This is a genomic window from Falsiruegeria sp. JB4-1, assembly GCF_055693495.1.
Genome location: NZ_JBVFTZ010000001.1, coordinates 914,556 through 929,196 on the forward strand (window position 1 = coordinate 914,556; position 14,641 = coordinate 929,196).

The window sequence follows — 14,641 nt, forward strand, 5'->3', positions numbered from 1 at the left end:
TTTATGCGTCGAACCTGCACGATTATTGCCTCTGTCTGCCTCTGGCCGCCGATTTTCCGGCTGACTCATTGATTTATTGGGATCAGGCTAACACAGTGATTCCCAAAATAAACCCGCAGCTTTAGTGCTGAAGCGGTTTTCGGCGGTAACTTGAAACCAGATGTAGCGTATAAGGCAAGGTTGCCCGCAATACCGGCGAATGTGGCAAGAATGAGGCGCAATTGGAGTAAAGAAAAACTCTGCCGTTGCCTGCAAAGCACAATCTCGGCCGAACCCAAAAATAGGTCTGCGGAAACCCGAAGGTGATTTGTTCCTGCTCCAAAACTCAGAAGGTCAATCCAGGACGGAAATCAGACTTGGCAAACCGCCAAGGTCTTGCAACTCGTGAAACCGCGAGGTGTCTCCAGGTGCTTCGGCCTGTTCGATTTCCCAAGTCAACTGATGTGGGACATGAACGCCCCAACCTCCGGCCTCGATCGCAGGCAGGACATCCGAACGCAGAGAGTTTCCGACCATCATCGAACGTTCTGGTCCGTGACCGTGATGCGCAAAAATCGTGACATAAGATGCAGCTGTCTTTTCACTGACAATCTCGACAGCGTCGAACAATTCGCCAAGCCCTGACTGGGCCAACTTTCGTTCCTGATCCAGAAGATCCCCCTTGGTGATCAGCAAAACCCGGTGCGTTTCAGCAATCGTTGCAACCGTTTCCTGAGCGTACGGCAACAACTCGATCGGGTGGGCCAGCATGTCCTGCCCTGCTTCGATAAGTTCGCGAACAACCGAGGCGGGAACACGTTCCTCGGTTACATCGATCGCGGTTTCGATCATAGATAGAACAAACCCTTTCACCCCATACCCGTAATGTCCCAAGTTTTTGCGCTCGGCCGCGATCAGCCGCTCGGCCAGGTGGTCTGGATCGGCGTGATCTGCCAGCAGTTCTGCAAAGCGATCCTGGGTCAGGCGAAAGAAGCGCTCGTTGTGCCAAAGCGTGTCATCGGCATCAAAGCCAACAGTGGTAAGTTTGCGATCCGTCAACACCTGTTCGCTTTCCCTTTTCTAAACCCGATGGAAGGTTATATAAGCCAGACTACCAAACGAGTTTACCAACCGGATAGATCCGCGCGATGCTGCTACAACCCCTGATGATGTCGGACAAGCCAGGCGACGACAATGACACTTCGGTGCTTGTTGAAACTCGGCCCAAGACCAAGCGTCCGCCGCTGTACAAGGTGCTGTTGCTGAACGATGACTATACACCGATGGAATTCGTAGTGCATGTTTTGGAGCGGTTTTTTGGTATGACACACGCAGAGGCGTTTGAAATCATGCTGACCGTTCACAAAAAAGGTGTGGCGGTTGTAGGTGTGTTCAGTCACGAAATTGCTGAAACCAAGGTGGGGCAGGTAATGGATTTTGCCCGCAGACATCAGCACCCCCTGCAATGCACCATGGAAAAAGAAGAGTAAGGCATCGACATGTCCGCCCGTCTGTCTCTGGCGCTCGATCTCGGGCGCGTTTTCCTTGTCCGGAGTGGTGTCTGCTGTATTGCCCACACCAGAACACGACCTGAGCAATTTACCGAAGTCCACAAAGATCGTTCAGCCCTTCAAGCCGTTTTTCGAGCATTTCGAGAAACAGGGGTTCGATTGTGTACCCGAAGGTAGTGATCCCTGTGATCTGGCTATCGTTTTCGTACCGCGTGCCAAGGCCCTTGCGCGGGCCGTGATCCATCAGGCCTGTGTTCGATCAGACGGGTGGGTGATCGTTGACGGAGCCAAGACCGATGGGATCGACAGCCTGCTCAAGGACGTGCGCAAACGGGTCGAGGTTCATGGCCCGATATCCAAGGCACACGGCAAGATATTTTGGTTTTGTGCCGCCGACAGAGAGTTCGATGACTGGGCCGCACCAACCGAACAGACAGTTGATGGTTTCCGAACGGCTCCGGGTGTTTTCTCAGCAGATGGTATTGATCCAGCTTCGGCACAGTTGGTTGATGTGTTGCCGGAAAAACTGGGCCGTCGGGTCGTGGATCTTGGGGCCGGTTGGGGGTTTTTGTCTGCGAAAGTAATACATACTCCGGGCATCGAAACACTCGATCTAGTCGAGGCAGACCACACCGCATTGAATTGCGCGCAGGTAAATGTGCCCGATCCACGCGCCCGGTTTCATTGGGCCGATGCACAAACATGGCGTTCGGCTGAGGCAGTGGATTCAGTTATCACAAACCCACCGTTTCATACGTCACGAGCGGCCGATCCGACCTTGGGGCAAGGGTTCATTGCCACCGCATCCAGAATACTGGCTCCATCGGGGCACTTGTGGCTGGTAGCCAATCGTCACCTTCCCTATGAGACCACAATGACCCAGCATTTCAAGCATGTGGAAGAAGTTGCCGGGAATAGTCGCTTCAAGATCCTGCATGCGTCGCGTCCCACTCGCACTCGTCACTGAACACCGCTAACCTGCGCCAAACTCAGGAGGATCAAATGTCCTTTTCAATAGCTGGTAAGACCGTAATCGTAACCGGTGCCGCCAACGGGATCGGTCTGGCCATAGGCCGCCATTTCGCGCAAGCCGGAGCAAACGTGATGTTCGCAGACATGGACGAAAAGCGGTTGATCAGCGAGTTGGGTGAACAGGCGGACGAGGGCAACGTTCGGTATTTCGCGGGAGATTTGCGAGAAAAGCTCACGATTGCCAATCTGCTGTCGGCCACAGTCGATGCATTTGAACAGATCGACATCCTGGTAAACGCGGCGCGTCAGGTCAGTTCGTCTGATCCATTGGATGCTGATGATCCGTCTGTCCGAACCTTATTGGACCAGAACCTGTTTCCAGCGATGCGCCTGAGCCAACTGGTCGCGAAACGGATGATCAAGCAATCCGAAGATCAGGACGAAGGAACTTGCGGGTCAATCATTAATCTGTCCTCCATTGCTGCGCGGCGTACACATCCCGACTTGCTGGGCTATTCGGTCGCGTCGGCGGCTCTGGATCAGATGACACGCTCCCTGGCCGTGGCTCTGGCTCCAAACCGAATTAGGGTGAACTCAATTGCTCTGGGATCTGTCATGAGTGCGTCTTTGCAGAACGCTCTGAAAGACAATCGCGAAGCGCGTAGCGACATCGAAGATCACACGCCATTGGCGCGCATTGCCTCTCCGACCGAATTGACCGAAACCGCTCAATTTCTGGCGTCCGATGCTTCAGCGTTCATGACGGGGCAGATTCTAACCTTGGATGGTGGACGTACGTTGTTGGATCCCGTAGGCGCGGCCGCACACTGAGGCATGGATATGTTCGAGACAGAAAAAGTCGCTGCTGCTGCCTGGTTTCGTAGCTTGCGGGATGAGATTGTTGACCGGTTTGAGGCGTTGGAAGATTCCCATGTCGACGGGCCTTTTGCGGAATTGGATGTGGGCAGGTTCGACGTCACGCCGACGAGGCGCACGGCTGAGGATGGGTCTGACGCAGGTGGAGGGCTGATGTCGGTCATGCGCGGTGGGCGCGTATTCGAAAAAGTGGGGGTTAATGTCTCTGAAGTGCACGGGACCTTGGGAGAACGCGCTCAAATGGCCATGGCGGCGCGCAAGGGCATTCCCGGTATGAAGGAAGACCCGAGGTTTTGGGCAAGTGGGATTTCACTGGTGGCACATATGCAAAATCCGCATGTGCCAGCGGTTCACATGAATACCAGAATGTTCTGGACACCGCATGCTTGGTGGTTTGGAGGGGGCTCTGACCTGAACCCTTGTCTAGAATATGATGAGGATACAGCCCATTTTCATGCCGAACAGAAAAGGCAACTGGATCCCCATGGATTGGCGCATTATCCCCGGCTCAAGGATTGGGCGGATGAATATTTCTATATTCCGCACCGCAAACGCGCTCGAGGCGTCGGCGGCATCTTTATGGATGATTACTGCACCGGTGACTGGCAAGCTGACTTCGAACTGACCCAAGACATCGGGCGGGCTTTCCTACCTGCCTATGTGCCACTTGTTGAGCAACGGCGCAAAATGGCCTTCACAGAAGCAGACAAGGACGCGCAATTGGTGCACCGAGGTCTCTATGCTGAATACAATCTAGTCTATGACCGCGGCACCAAGTTTGGCTTGGAGACCGGTCACGACCCCGATGCAGTGTTGATGAGCCTGCCACCTATGGCGAAGTGGACCTAACAGAAATCTTCGCCTGAATTGTACCTACCAGGGCCAAAGCTCGTCTTCGATCCGGTCGTAGCAGTAGTTCTGGGCCATGTGCGCGGGCATATTGTCCCCGACGTTTTTGACCGAAACCGAATATCCGGGTGTTGTGTTTGCACCCTGTGGTGGGCTCAAGGCATATTGAACACCTTTGCGACCCTGCACTGTCACAGCGGGGCCGACGGGTTGAACCAAGTAGATGCGTTGTGTCGCACTGGTACGAAGAACACGGATTGCATAGTCCCCAGCCCCGCACCAGAAGTCCTTGGGCGCGGAACCGTGCCGGTTCACAACTTCGAACACACCGCTTTTGTTGACGGGGTAGACCTCAAACCTATTCAACGCCTGAAATCCGGCTGCAACGGTCGGGACCATCAGTGCAATAGCCAGCAGCAGGGGTGACTTATGACGCATTACGAAATACCTCTCGGAACCCAATTTTTGAAAACCTTAGCCCGAAATTTGCTTGATGCCAGAAAAACTGGGTACTTGCTCTTCGGAATCGATGGATCACGCAGATCTCCATCCGGCCTCTCGTAGGGCCGTACCATAGTTCGCGGCGGTTTTCATCTGCGAGCCAAGCCCCTTGTTCAAAAGCGCTTTGTGCATCTTAGGCAGGTTATGGCAGGGCACGTGCATGACCATGTGGTGTTCCAGGTGGTAGTTGACCCAGTAGGGGGCCACCAACAAACGCGCCAGCGGTCCGGCCATTGTCGTGCGGACGTTCTGCAAGGGGTTCTCTGACTGTTCTGTTGCGCCGTGCTCCGCGATGTTGCGCACGCGTAAAACAAACTGGAACCAGGTCAGGTAAGGCAACAGCCAAAAAGCCAGTCCCCACCACCAATCTCCGACCAGGCTCATAATCAGCATGACGCCTAGGAACACAGGCATCGACTTCCAAAACTGTGGCGCCTTGAAGCTTTGCGCAAAATCCGAAGCCGCGGCTTCCATGGCTTCTTTGTCACCCGCCAATTGAAACGACCGCAAAATTTGTCCTGTCAATTGCTTCACCCCCGTGCGCCCGGTCAGATCACGAGTGAATTTGCGTTTGAGCGAAGCGTGCGAAGTCGGAAACTTGGAAGACAGCACCAGATCGGGATCTTTGTCCGTCTGCGTAAACCGGTGATGGGTCAGGTGATAATGCCGGTATGCAGCCAGTTCAGCCAATATCGGGCGACCGCAAAGCCATTCGCCAACGACGTCGTTAAGCCGACGGTTCTTGAACAGCGCGTTGTGCGCGGCCTCATGCATGAGGATCGCGAGACCCAACTGCCGCGAACCGATCACGATGACAGCGATCATGAATGTCACTGGGTTGGGCCAGAGGCCGAATAATGCAACTGCCAATGCAATCGTGCCCCAGCAATGCAGCGTCAACCAGACGCCCATGGCGTTAGATCGCTCGGCCAGGGGGCGAATTTCTTCGGTACTCAGATATGCCTTTCCAGGTGTCATGGTTGGTCCTCCTCCGCCTTTTGACGGTCCCAACACCATGACAGTCTGTCAAACTATGCGCGGCGTCACAACTTATGTGACGTCACGACCGCCATTCGAAAAACCCTTGGCCAGCTTGTTCCAGCAGTTTGGCGGCCATGGACCGACCCATTTCTGCACCATCTTCAACGGGGCCTGACTGGTCGTCGCTGATCACTTCGGACCCGTCAGGGCGCAGCACTTCTCCACGGAGGCGCAGGGTGGCGCCATCCAGCTCGGCCAGCCCGGCGATGGGTGTTTCGCAAGAGCCGTCAAGCGCGGCCAAAAAGGCGCGCTCGGCCCTCAGGCGCTGCTCTGTGTCGGTGTCATGAATGGCGCTGAGCAGATCGGCGGTCCGTGTGTCGTCGATGCGGCGCTCGATGCTGATCGCGCCTTGGGCGATGGCGGGCAGCATATCTTCGGGTGAAATCGCGGTGGCGGGCACGCCGTCCATGTCCAGCCGGTTGAGGCCCGCAAGCGCAAGGAATGTGCACTCGGCGACGCCGTCTGCCAGCTTTTTCAAGCGCGTTTGCACGTTGCCGCGAAACTCTACCACATTCAGGTCAGGGCGGCGGTTGAGCAGCTGCGCGCGGCGGCGCAAGGACGAAGTACCTACAACAGCACCCGACGCAAGATCGGCAATCGAGGTCGCGCTGGGCGAGATGAAAGCATCACGCACGTCTTCGCGCGGCAAAAACGTATCCAGGATCAGACCGGCGGGTTGCACCGTCGGCATGTCCTTGGTCGAATGCACGGCGATATCGATGTCACTACGCACCATCGCCTCTTCGATCTCTTTGGTGAACAGCCCCTTGTTGCCGATCTCTTTGAGCGGTCTATCTGCGTCGATCATGGCACGGTTGTCGCCTGTGGTGGTGATAACCACGATTTCAAAGGCGTCATCGGGCAGGTCATGCGCGGCCATCAGCCGGTTGCGGGTCTCATACGCTTGGGCCAGGGCCAGCGGAGAGCCACGGGTGCCGATCTTGAGCGGGGACGCGGGGGTAGGAAGCTGTGCTGTCATACCCCTGCTTTAGTCGCGTCACATTGCCCTGACAATGGGGGCACTGCTTGACAAATTGCCGCCGAAGGCAGAACCGGTGATGGAAACGGACATGGGGACGAGCATGGGTGAACAGAAGAAGCTGCTGCGCGCATTGGCTGGCGAGACGCAGGATGTGCCGCCGATCTGGATGATGCGGCAGGCTGGGCGTTACTTGCCGGAATACCGTGCGACCCGCGCGCAGGCCGGTGACTTCCTGTCTTTGTGCTACAACCCCGAGCTGGCGACGGAGGTTACCCTGCAACCAATCCGCCGCTATGGGTTTGACGCGGCGATCCTGTTTGCCGATATCCTTTTGGTACCCCAAGCGCTGGGCGCAGATCTGTGGTTTGTGACGGGTGAGGGGCCGCGACTGTCGACCATCACGTCGCAAGCCGATTTCGATGCGTTGAAACCGGCCGCAGATATTCACGAGACGCTGAACCCGATCTATGAAACCGTCCGTAACCTGTCACGCGAGCTGCCGTCTGAGACAACGTTGATTGGTTTTGCTGGCGCGCCCTGGACTGTCGCGACTTATATGATCGCTGGCCGTGGTACCCCGGATCAGGGACCGGCTCATGCGCTGCGCGAAGGTAACACTGCGCTGTTTGAGGCGCTGTTGGTCCGGATCACCGAGGCCACCATTGATTACCTGTCGATGCAGATCGAGGCTGGTGCCGAAGTGGTCAAGATCTTTGACAGTTGGGCCGGATCGCTGAAAGGCGAGGCTTTCGAGAAATATGCTCTGGAACCGACGCGTGTGATCACCAAGGCGCTCAAAGAGCGCCACCCGAGTACCCCCGTCATCGGCTTCCCGCGTGAGGCGGGCGATAAATATGTGGGATTTGCCAAGGCAACCGGCGTGGACTGTGTGGCGCTCGACAATTCGGTATCGCCCGACTGGGCGGCGGCAAATGTTCAGGTGGATGGATGCGTTCAGGGCAACCTGGCGTCACGCCATATGGTGACTGGAGGTCAGGATCTGATCGATGAGACCCGCGCGATCGTGCAGGCGTTTTCTGGCGGGCCGCATATCTTTAACCTTGGCCACGGGATTACGCCGGATGCGGACCCCGAGAATGTGCAATTGATGGTCGACACGGTGCGCGAAGGCGCGCGCGGATAAGGGGCTCTGCCACCGTCGCTTTGCGACTCTCCCGCCGTATCTTCACCAAGAAGAATGAAGGACGTCAGGTTTTGAGGCTGGCGCGGATTTCTTCGTCGTGTTCGCCGCGCTTCGGGCTGGGGCGTGGTTTCCAATCATAGGTGGAAAAGCGTGGCGCACTTGCCGCCTGCAGTGCGCCGTTTGCGGTCTGCCAGGTTTGCCGCGCCTCGTTCATCGGATGTGCCAGTGCTTCTTCGGGGCTGAGCACGGGGGCAACACAGGCGTCGGTGCCGACAAAGATATCGGCCCAATGATCGCGAGGATGGCTGGCAAAGATACCGGTCAGGCGGTCGGTAAGCGTCTGCCAGAGTTTAGGATTGTACTGCTGCTGAAACTCGGGGTCATCTGAAAGGCCAAGCAGCTCGAGGAAAAGCGCGTAGAATTTGGGTTCCAGGCATTGCACTGTCATGTAGCCGCCATCAGCACAGCGATAGGTGCGGCTCCAATGTGGGCCGTCCAGCAGGCTGCGCCCACGTTGGTCAGACAAGTTACCGGTCTGACGCAGGCTCATCAGTAGGTTCATCATATGGGCGGACCCGTCATAGATTGCGGCATCGACCACAGTGCCTTGTCCGGTGGCGCGCGCATTCAAGATGCCCGCGAGCAGACCCGTCACAAGGTACATGGCCCCGCCACCAATATCCCCCACCATCGTGGCGGGTGTTTGTGGCGCATCGCCAGGGGCCGAGCTGTACCAGAGCGCGCCGGACAGCGAGATGTAGTTCAGGTCGTGACCTGCGACCTTTTCCAACGGTCCGGATTGGCCCCAACCTGTCATGCGGCCAAACACCAGACGCGGGTTGAGTTGCTGGCAGACGTCCGGGCCGATCCCTAGTTTCTCCATTACGCCGGGCCGGAACCCTTCGATCAGGCCGTCAGCTGTGGCGATCAGGGATTTGAGCGTGTCCAGATCGTCCGCGTCCTTGAGGTCCAGTGCAACCGAGCGCTTGCCGCGGTCCAGCAGGGAGCGTTCTGGCATGCCAGGGGTGACTGCGCCGCCTTTGCGGTGCACGACGATTACATCTGCGCCCAAATCCGAAAGAAGCATGGAGGCAAAGGGACCAGGTCCCAGCCCTTCGATTTCGATGATCCGAATGCCGTTTAGCATATGCGTTGCTCCCTCTTCTCTGGACGCAAGGTTCCTGCGCGTCAGAAGGATTGCAAGCATCTGCTAATGCGACGTGGCGTTCAGTAGCGGCCTTTGATCTCGGTGCGGGCCACGCGGCGTGCTTTTTGTTTTTCCCTTAAGAAGACAAAAAGGCCCGATCCCATGATCATTGCCATGCCAACCCACACCGCGGGTGCGGGAATCTCTGACCAAAACAGCCAGCCCCAGAAGACGGCCAGCGGCAGTCCGATGTATTCGAACGGTGCGACAGTGGCCGCATCGGCCATACGATAGGCCTGGGCTAGGCAATAGCCGACAATTCCGGAGTTCAATCCCAGCCCGATGAACAGATACCAATCGTGCGCGTCCGGCCAGACCCATGCCCGCAAGAGAAAGACCCAGCTGGCGTTCTCCAGCCCTTCGGCATAGCGTCCGTCACCGGCAAAGATGTAAAAACCCACAGAAACAATGATGAACATGCCTTGGATATAGACGGCGAGGGCAGAGGCTTTGGTTGTGGCCCCCAACTTGCGAGTCATCACCTGGTTGATGGCATAGGTCAGTGCCCCGACGACGGGCAGCAGCAGAACAATCCGATCAGCAGTCGCGCTCTCGCTACCCTCCCACGGGCGCTGCATCAGGATCACCCCTGCAAATCCGACGACAACAGCCGATAGGCGCATAATTCCGACCTTTTCCCCCAAAATCGGGATCGACAGGACGGTGATGAACAGCGGGGCTGCAAAAAACAGTGCGGTGACATCCGCCAGCGGCAGTGTCGCAAGTGCCACGAAAAAGCTCATGTTTGAGGCAACGACCATCAAGCACCGAACGATGTGGAGGGTGGGATGGCGGGTTTTTAGCAGCGATACGCCGCCTTCGAAGTAGAGAAAAACGAATGACATCATGATGCCAATTGACGAACGCAAGAACACCGTCTGATGCAGGGGGTAGCCACCCGATAGCTGCTTGATCAGCATGTCGTTGATCGAGATCGCGAACATTCCGACTAGAATAAAAGCAATGCCCACGCCGGAGCGGGTTGCAGGTGTCTCTGTCATGTGGTGCTCCAAAACGACAGGGCCGATGAATTGCCCTGTGGCCTGTTGCCACCGCTATCACAGATCGGGCGTTTGTCTATCTCTGTTTTTGATAGCTGGTCTTCATAGGGTTGGCGGCTATGTTTGGCTGGATTAGACAGAGATGACCAATCAATCCCTACCAAGGAGCACAACCCATGCAGATGAGCGACACGCGCCAGATCAAGGCAGACCCAGCCGCGGTTTATGCCGCTCTGCTCGATCCTGAAGTGCTCAAGGCCTGCGTGCCCGGCGCGCAAGAGCTGACTGGCAACCCGCAGGATGGGTATGAGGCAACTGTGGTGCAAAAAGTTGGCCCGGTGAAGGCAACGTTCAAAGGTGCGGTGACCATGTCGGATCTGGTCGAGAACCAGAGCCTGACCATCGCGGGCGAAGGAAAAGGCGGAGCCGCCGGATTTGCCAAGGGTGGGGCAAATGTCACCATCACACCGTCCGAGGGTGGAACCGAACTGGCCTATGACGTCGAAGCCAAGGTTGGAGGCAAGCTGGCGCAATTGGGCAGCCGCTTGATTGACGGATTCGCCAAGAAGATGGCGGATCAGTTTTTCGCCAATCTGCAAGAGCAGCTTGAAGGGCTTACTGAAGCTGTTGAAGATGAGACACCTGAGGAAAAGAAATCCTGGCTCGGCAAGTTGACCGGCCGCGACTGACCCTGCGCCCGCGCGCAGGGGACTGTGCACGGACGCCCTGTTCCTTTGGATGTCGGGCGACTAGTGTTCCCGCCGAAACAACGGAGCAGACATGTCCAACATCCTGTCCATCACAGACCTGCGTAAATCCTATGCGGGCGGGTTTGAGGCGCTCAAAGGCGTCTCCCTCGACATTCACGAGGGCGAGATTCTCGCTCTTCTGGGACCTAATGGTGCCGGGAAGACTACTTTGATCTCAACCGTTTGCGGAATTACAACGCCGACATCTGGCACGGTGACAGTGGGCGGTCATGACATCCAGGCCGAATACCGTGCGGCGCGCCAAATGATCGGGCTGGTCCCGCAAGAGATCAATTTGGAGCCGTTTGAAACTGTCTGGAACACCGTGCGCTTCACCCGAGGTCTTTTTGGCAAGCCTCGCAATGATGCGCTGCTGGAGCAAATCCTGCGTAAACTGTCGTTGTGGGACAAGCGCAAGAACGCCACCAAAGAACTGTCAGGCGGCATGAAGCGCAGGGTGCTGATCGCTAAGGCGTTGGCCCATGAACCGCGCGTGTTGTTTCTGGACGAACCCACTGCTGGCGTCGACGTCGAGCTGCGCAAAGACATGTGGGAGATCGTGGTCGAACTGAAGAAGGACGGTGTGACCATCATCCTGACGACCCATTACATCGAAGAGGCCGAGGCCATCGCTGACCGTGTCGGCGTGATCAACAGCGGGCAAATCCTGCTGGTTGAGGGCAAGGACACGCTGATGGCCCAGATGGGTAAAAAACAGCTGGAAGTCGAGCTGACCGAGGCGATCTCGGAAATCCCCACCTCGCTGGCCGAGCACGACTTAACCCTGATCCGGGACGGGCAGGCGCTGCTCTACACGTATGACACCCGGGCCGAGCGCACCGGGATCACCGCGCTCCTCAACGATGTGGCGCAAGCCGGGTTGGTGTTAAACGACGTGCAGACCCGCCAAAGCAGCCTTGAAGACATTTTTGTCGACCTGGTCTCAGGAGAACACGCATGAACTGGACCGCAATCGCTTCCATCTATCGGTTCGAAATGGCGCGGTTCTTCCGCACCCTGGCGCAGAGCTTCATCTCGCCGGTGATTTCAACTTCGCTCTATTTCGTCGTCTTTGGCGCTGCCATCGGCAGCCGCATCCAAGAGGTTGAGGGCGTGTCTTATGGTGCCTTCATCGTGCCGGGGCTGATCATGTTGTCGGTGATCACGCAATCTATCTCAAACGCTTCTTTCGGAATCTACTTTCCGAAATTCATTGGCACGGTGTACGAACTTCTTTCGGCCCCTGTGAACTTCTTAGAAATCGTCTGTGGTTATGTCGGTGCAGCGGCGACCAAGGCGCTGTTTATCGGGATCGTGATTTTGGCCACATCGATGCTGTTTGTCGACGTGAGCATTCAACATCCCTTTGCGATGCTGGCGTTTCTGGTGCTGACGTGCCTGAGTTTCGCTTTGCTGGGGTTCATTATCGGTATCTGGGCTGGGAGTTTTGAGCAGTTGCAACTGGTGCCCCTGCTGATCGTCACGCCGTTGATCTTTCTTGGTGGGTCTTTCTACTCCATCTCGATGCTGCCGCCCGTCTGGCAAACCGTCACGCTATTCAACCCGGTGGTCTATCTGATTTCGGGTTTCCGGTGGTCGTTCTTCGGGATTGCAGACGTGCCAATCGGGCTGAGTCTGCTGGCCATTCTTGGGTTCACGATGTTGTGCCTTGGGGTCATATGGCTGATTTTCCGAACAGGTTGGCGTATCCGAAGCTAAACGTGGCGCAGCCCCAACAAACCAAGAGAATAATTGCACCTGACGCCCCTTGGCGTCGTTGCAAAATTGCCCTTGGACTGTGGGAATTTTGTTGCCGTCGCGTTTCTGTCCCGACCAGCGTCTTGTTTGTCGGCAAGCGGCATTCTACATCGGCTGTCATGAAACTAAGCTTGCCGTTTGTAAAAAAGCCACCATTGGTGGCCGTTGTTAGATTGTCTGGTACCATCGGTATGGCCGGGCGCGGTGCATTGAATGACACCTCGCTTGCACCCGTTTTGGAAAAGGCCTTTCGCAAAGGCAAACCCGCCGCGATTGCACTGGAAATCAACTCGCCCGGCGGTTCTCCGGTCCAAAGTTCGCTTATTGGTGCCCGCATTCGGCGGCTGTCTGATGAACTGGAAATTCCGGTTTATGCGTTTGTCGAAGATGTGGCAGCCTCGGGTGGCTATTGGCTGGCAGCCGCCGCGGATGAGATTTGGGCCGACGACAGCTCGGTTCTGGGTTCAATCGGTGTGATTTCCGCAGGCTTTGGTGCGCATATCTTTCTGGCACGCCAAGGCTTTGAACGCCGGGTGCATACGGCGGGCCAATCCAAATCGATGCTGGACCCGTTCAGCCCGGAAAAGAAAGAGGACGTTGAACGGCTCAAGGGCGTTCTGGACGACATCCATGGAAACTTTATCGACCACGTCAAATCAAGGCGCGGTGACAAGCTAAGCACCGAGACGGACCTGTTCACGGGCGAAATCTGGTTGGCGCGCAAGGCGACCGAACTGGGGCTGATTGATGGGATCGCGCATCTGAAACCCAAGATGCAGGAACGGTTCGGCGAAAAGGTGCGGTTCCGCCGCTATGGCCTGCGCAAGCCGTTCTGGTCGCGCTTCGGCGCCTCGGTTGTGCAGGACGCAGTTGCCGGAATAGAGGAGCGTGCAGCTTACGCGCGGTTCGGCCTCTGACATGATAATCAAGATCGTTGCGATATTTCTGGTGTTCATGGTCGTGCTGGCCATGTTCGGCAAGTTGCACTGGCTGCCTGGCGGCAAGCGCCTTGCTTCGGCCAAATGTCGCAAGTGCGGTCGTTACAAGATCGGCAAAGGCCCCTGCGCCTGCGGCCATGGAGGCGCAAAATGATGCCCTGGATTCTCTCGGGCCTTGGCCTGGTTATCCTGCTTCTGGCCGGTGATGCCCTGGTGCGTGGCGCCGTGAACCTTAGCTTGCGCCTGGGCGTGCCTGCCTTGATCGTCAGTTTGACCATTGTGGCCTTTGGCACCTCGGCACCGGAACTGCTGATCGCGATCAAGGCGGTAAAGGAAAATGCGCCGGGTATTGCCTTGGGTAATGTCGTGGGGTCGAACACGGCAAACATCCTGCTGGTTCTGGGTATTCCGGCCTTACTGGCCACGTTGCACACCAGCGAATGCAATACGCGCCGAAACTATGTTTTCATGTTGATCGCAACTGTGCTGTTTATCGGGCTGGCCTTCTGCGGAACTTTCACGGTCTGGAGCGGTCTGATCTTACTTGCAGCCTTGGCATTGGTGCTGCTGAACGCCTTTCGTCAGGCGCGTGCGCATCGCAGGCAAGGGGCTGCTGACGAGGATGAAGAAGAACTGGATGGCCTCGAAGATGCAGACCCGAACATGCCGTATTGGCGCATTGGGATTTACCTTGTCCTAGGTTTGATCGGTCTGCCCATGGGGGCCCATCTGCTGGTGGATAATGCCTCGATCATCGCGCGAACCTATGGTGTCAGCGAGACAGTGATTGGTCTGACGCTGGTCGCAGTGGGGACATCGTTACCCGAACTGGCCACAACGGTTATGGCGGCGCTGCGTCGTCAGGCGGACGTGGCGCTGGGCAACGTCATCGGGTCGAACATGTTCAACTTGCTGGCCATCGTGGGCCTGACAACATTGTTTGTGGGTGACATCCCTGTGGACGAGGAATTCCTGGAATTTGACCTGTGGGTCATGCTGGGTGCATCGCTGCTGTTGATTCCATTTGTGTTCTTCAAGCGCGACATTACCCGCATCTGGGGCGTGATCCTGTCCGTGCTCTATTTCACTTATGTAATCGCCGTGCTTGTGTAGGTCGATTTTCGAAGGGGATT

At 56.7% G+C, this 14,641-nt stretch carries 17 protein-coding genes; 11 read left to right on the forward strand and 6 right to left on the reverse strand.

What is annotated here, in order from left to right; genetic code table 11:
• Positions 1-333: 333 nt before the first annotated feature.
• The gene (locus tag ACZ1HE_RS04670) at positions 334-1,041 is read right to left on the reverse strand and encodes an HAD family hydrolase (protein WP_472619762.1); all 708 of its coding nucleotides are present in this window, start codon (positions 1,039-1,041) and stop codon (positions 334-336) included.
• 86 nt (positions 1,042-1,127) lie between these two features.
• On the opposite strand from ACZ1HE_RS04670, the gene clpS reads away from it, so the two are divergent.
• From clpS to hemF, 4 genes are all read left to right on the forward strand, one after another.
• Entirely contained in the window at positions 1,128-1,469 is a 342-nt protein-coding gene (gene clpS, locus ACZ1HE_RS04675; RefSeq protein WP_472619763.1) for an ATP-dependent Clp protease adapter ClpS, read from the forward strand.
• A gap of 64 nt (positions 1,470-1,533) precedes the next feature.
• Positions 1,534-2,457, forward strand: coding sequence for a class I SAM-dependent methyltransferase (locus ACZ1HE_RS04680; RefSeq protein ID WP_472624359.1), 924 nt, complete (start codon positions 1,534-1,536; stop codon positions 2,455-2,457).
• Positions 2,458-2,492: 35 nt separating this feature from the next.
• Positions 2,493-3,293 (forward strand): SDR family NAD(P)-dependent oxidoreductase, encoded by an 801-nt coding sequence (locus ACZ1HE_RS04685; RefSeq protein WP_472619764.1) that lies wholly within the window; start codon positions 2,493-2,495, stop codon positions 3,291-3,293.
• Between the two features lie 9 nt (positions 3,294-3,302).
• Positions 3,303-4,187 (forward strand): oxygen-dependent coproporphyrinogen oxidase, encoded by an 885-nt coding sequence (hemF, locus tag ACZ1HE_RS04690; protein WP_472619765.1) that lies wholly within the window; start codon positions 3,303-3,305, stop codon positions 4,185-4,187.
• Between the two features lie 24 nt (positions 4,188-4,211).
• Here the strand turns inward: hemF and ACZ1HE_RS04695 are convergent, their stop codons facing one another.
• The 3 genes from ACZ1HE_RS04695 to hemC form a co-directional block, all read right to left on the reverse strand.
• Entirely contained in the window at positions 4,212-4,625 is a 414-nt protein-coding gene (locus tag ACZ1HE_RS04695) for a hypothetical protein (RefSeq protein WP_472619766.1), read from the reverse strand.
• A gap of 96 nt (positions 4,626-4,721) precedes the next feature.
• On the reverse strand, positions 4,722-5,666 hold the full coding sequence (locus ACZ1HE_RS04700) for a fatty acid desaturase family protein (RefSeq protein WP_472619767.1): 945 nt from the start codon (positions 5,664-5,666) through the stop codon (positions 4,722-4,724).
• 82 nt (positions 5,667-5,748) lie between these two features.
• Positions 5,749-6,708, reverse strand: a complete 960-nt coding sequence (hemC, locus tag ACZ1HE_RS04705) for a hydroxymethylbilane synthase (RefSeq protein ID WP_472619768.1) — start codon at positions 6,706-6,708, stop codon at positions 5,749-5,751.
• 103 nt (positions 6,709-6,811) lie between these two features.
• Between hemC and hemE the strand changes: the two genes are divergently transcribed.
• Entirely contained in the window at positions 6,812-7,855 is a 1,044-nt protein-coding gene (hemE, locus tag ACZ1HE_RS04710; RefSeq protein WP_472624361.1) for a uroporphyrinogen decarboxylase, read from the forward strand.
• A 64-nt stretch (positions 7,856-7,919) separates the two neighbouring features.
• Here the strand turns inward: hemE and ACZ1HE_RS04715 are convergent, their stop codons facing one another.
• Both ACZ1HE_RS04715 and ACZ1HE_RS04720 read right to left on the reverse strand, forming a co-directional pair.
• Positions 7,920-9,002 carry a CaiB/BaiF CoA transferase family protein gene (locus ACZ1HE_RS04715; RefSeq protein WP_472619769.1) on the reverse strand — a complete coding sequence of 361 codons (1,083 nt, stop codon included), beginning with the start codon at positions 9,000-9,002 and terminating at the stop codon, positions 7,920-7,922.
• Between the two features lie 80 nt (positions 9,003-9,082).
• The gene (locus tag ACZ1HE_RS04720) at positions 9,083-10,063 is read right to left on the reverse strand and encodes a DMT family transporter (protein ID WP_472619770.1); all 981 of its coding nucleotides are present in this window, start codon (positions 10,061-10,063) and stop codon (positions 9,083-9,085) included.
• Positions 10,064-10,239: 176 nt separating this feature from the next.
• Between ACZ1HE_RS04720 and ACZ1HE_RS04725 the strand changes: the two genes are divergently transcribed.
• The 6 genes from ACZ1HE_RS04725 to ACZ1HE_RS04750 all read left to right on the forward strand — a co-directional run bounded on the left by ACZ1HE_RS04725 (position 10,240) and on the right by ACZ1HE_RS04750 (position 14,621).
• Positions 10,240-10,752: a CoxG family protein gene (locus ACZ1HE_RS04725; protein ID WP_472619771.1), complete on the forward strand. Its 513-nt coding sequence runs from the start codon at positions 10,240-10,242 to the stop codon at positions 10,750-10,752.
• A gap of 91 nt (positions 10,753-10,843) precedes the next feature.
• Entirely contained in the window at positions 10,844-11,773 is a 930-nt protein-coding gene (locus tag ACZ1HE_RS04730) for an ABC transporter ATP-binding protein (RefSeq protein WP_472619772.1), read from the forward strand.
• Entirely contained in the window at positions 11,770-12,531 is a 762-nt protein-coding gene (locus tag ACZ1HE_RS04735; RefSeq protein ID WP_472619773.1) for an ABC transporter permease, read from the forward strand. Before ACZ1HE_RS04730 ends, ACZ1HE_RS04735 begins: the two co-directional genes overlap by 4 nt.
• Positions 12,532-12,689: 158 nt before the next feature.
• Positions 12,690-13,487 carry a S49 family peptidase gene (locus ACZ1HE_RS04740; protein ID WP_472619774.1) on the forward strand — a complete coding sequence of 266 codons (798 nt, stop codon included), beginning with the start codon at positions 12,690-12,692 and terminating at the stop codon, positions 13,485-13,487.
• A gap of 1 nt (position 13,488) precedes the next feature.
• Positions 13,489-13,662, forward strand: coding sequence for a hypothetical protein (locus tag ACZ1HE_RS04745; protein ID WP_472619775.1), 174 nt, complete (start codon positions 13,489-13,491; stop codon positions 13,660-13,662).
• A complete protein-coding gene (locus tag ACZ1HE_RS04750) occupies positions 13,659-14,621 on the forward strand; it encodes a calcium/sodium antiporter (protein ID WP_472619776.1) in 963 nt (320 codons plus the stop codon). The genes ACZ1HE_RS04745 and ACZ1HE_RS04750 overlap by 4 nt, the downstream gene beginning before the upstream one ends.
• The last annotated feature ends 20 nt before the right edge of the window (positions 14,622-14,641 follow it).

What these genes read in the sequence shown, in the direction of transcription:
- clpS (WP_472619763.1), top strand. Translation starts at nt 1,128, where the DNA reads ATGCTGCTACAACCCCTGATGATGTCGGACAAGCCAGGCGACGACAAT.
- ACZ1HE_RS04685 (WP_472619764.1), top strand. Translation starts at nt 2,493, where the DNA reads ATGTCCTTTTCAATAGCTGGTAAGACCGTAATCGTAACCGGTGCCGCC.
- hemF (WP_472619765.1), top strand. Translation starts at nt 3,303, where the DNA reads ATGTTCGAGACAGAAAAAGTCGCTGCTGCTGCCTGGTTTCGTAGCTTG.
- ACZ1HE_RS04695 (WP_472619766.1), bottom strand. Translation starts at nt 4,625, where the DNA reads ATGCGTCATAAGTCACCCCTGCTGCTGGCTATTGCACTGATGGTCCCG.
- ACZ1HE_RS04700 (WP_472619767.1), bottom strand. Translation starts at nt 5,666, where the DNA reads ATGACACCTGGAAAGGCATATCTGAGTACCGAAGAAATTCGCCCCCTG.
- hemC (WP_472619768.1), bottom strand. Translation starts at nt 6,708, where the DNA reads ATGACAGCACAGCTTCCTACCCCCGCGTCCCCGCTCAAGATCGGCACC.
- hemE (WP_472624361.1), top strand. Translation starts at nt 6,812, where the DNA reads ATGGGTGAACAGAAGAAGCTGCTGCGCGCATTGGCTGGCGAGACGCAG.
- ACZ1HE_RS04715 (WP_472619769.1), bottom strand. Translation starts at nt 9,002, where the DNA reads ATGCTAAACGGCATTCGGATCATCGAAATCGAAGGGCTGGGACCTGGT.
- ACZ1HE_RS04720 (WP_472619770.1), bottom strand. Translation starts at nt 10,063, where the DNA reads ATGACAGAGACACCTGCAACCCGCTCCGGCGTGGGCATTGCTTTTATT.
- ACZ1HE_RS04725 (WP_472619771.1), top strand. Translation starts at nt 10,240, where the DNA reads ATGCAGATGAGCGACACGCGCCAGATCAAGGCAGACCCAGCCGCGGTT.
- ACZ1HE_RS04730 (WP_472619772.1), top strand. Translation starts at nt 10,844, where the DNA reads ATGTCCAACATCCTGTCCATCACAGACCTGCGTAAATCCTATGCGGGC.
- ACZ1HE_RS04735 (WP_472619773.1), top strand. Translation starts at nt 11,770, where the DNA reads ATGAACTGGACCGCAATCGCTTCCATCTATCGGTTCGAAATGGCGCGG.
- ACZ1HE_RS04740 (WP_472619774.1), top strand. Translation starts at nt 12,690, where the DNA reads ATGAAACTAAGCTTGCCGTTTGTAAAAAAGCCACCATTGGTGGCCGTT.
- ACZ1HE_RS04745 (WP_472619775.1), top strand. Translation starts at nt 13,489, where the DNA reads ATGATAATCAAGATCGTTGCGATATTTCTGGTGTTCATGGTCGTGCTG.
- ACZ1HE_RS04750 (WP_472619776.1), top strand. Translation starts at nt 13,659, where the DNA reads ATGATGCCCTGGATTCTCTCGGGCCTTGGCCTGGTTATCCTGCTTCTG.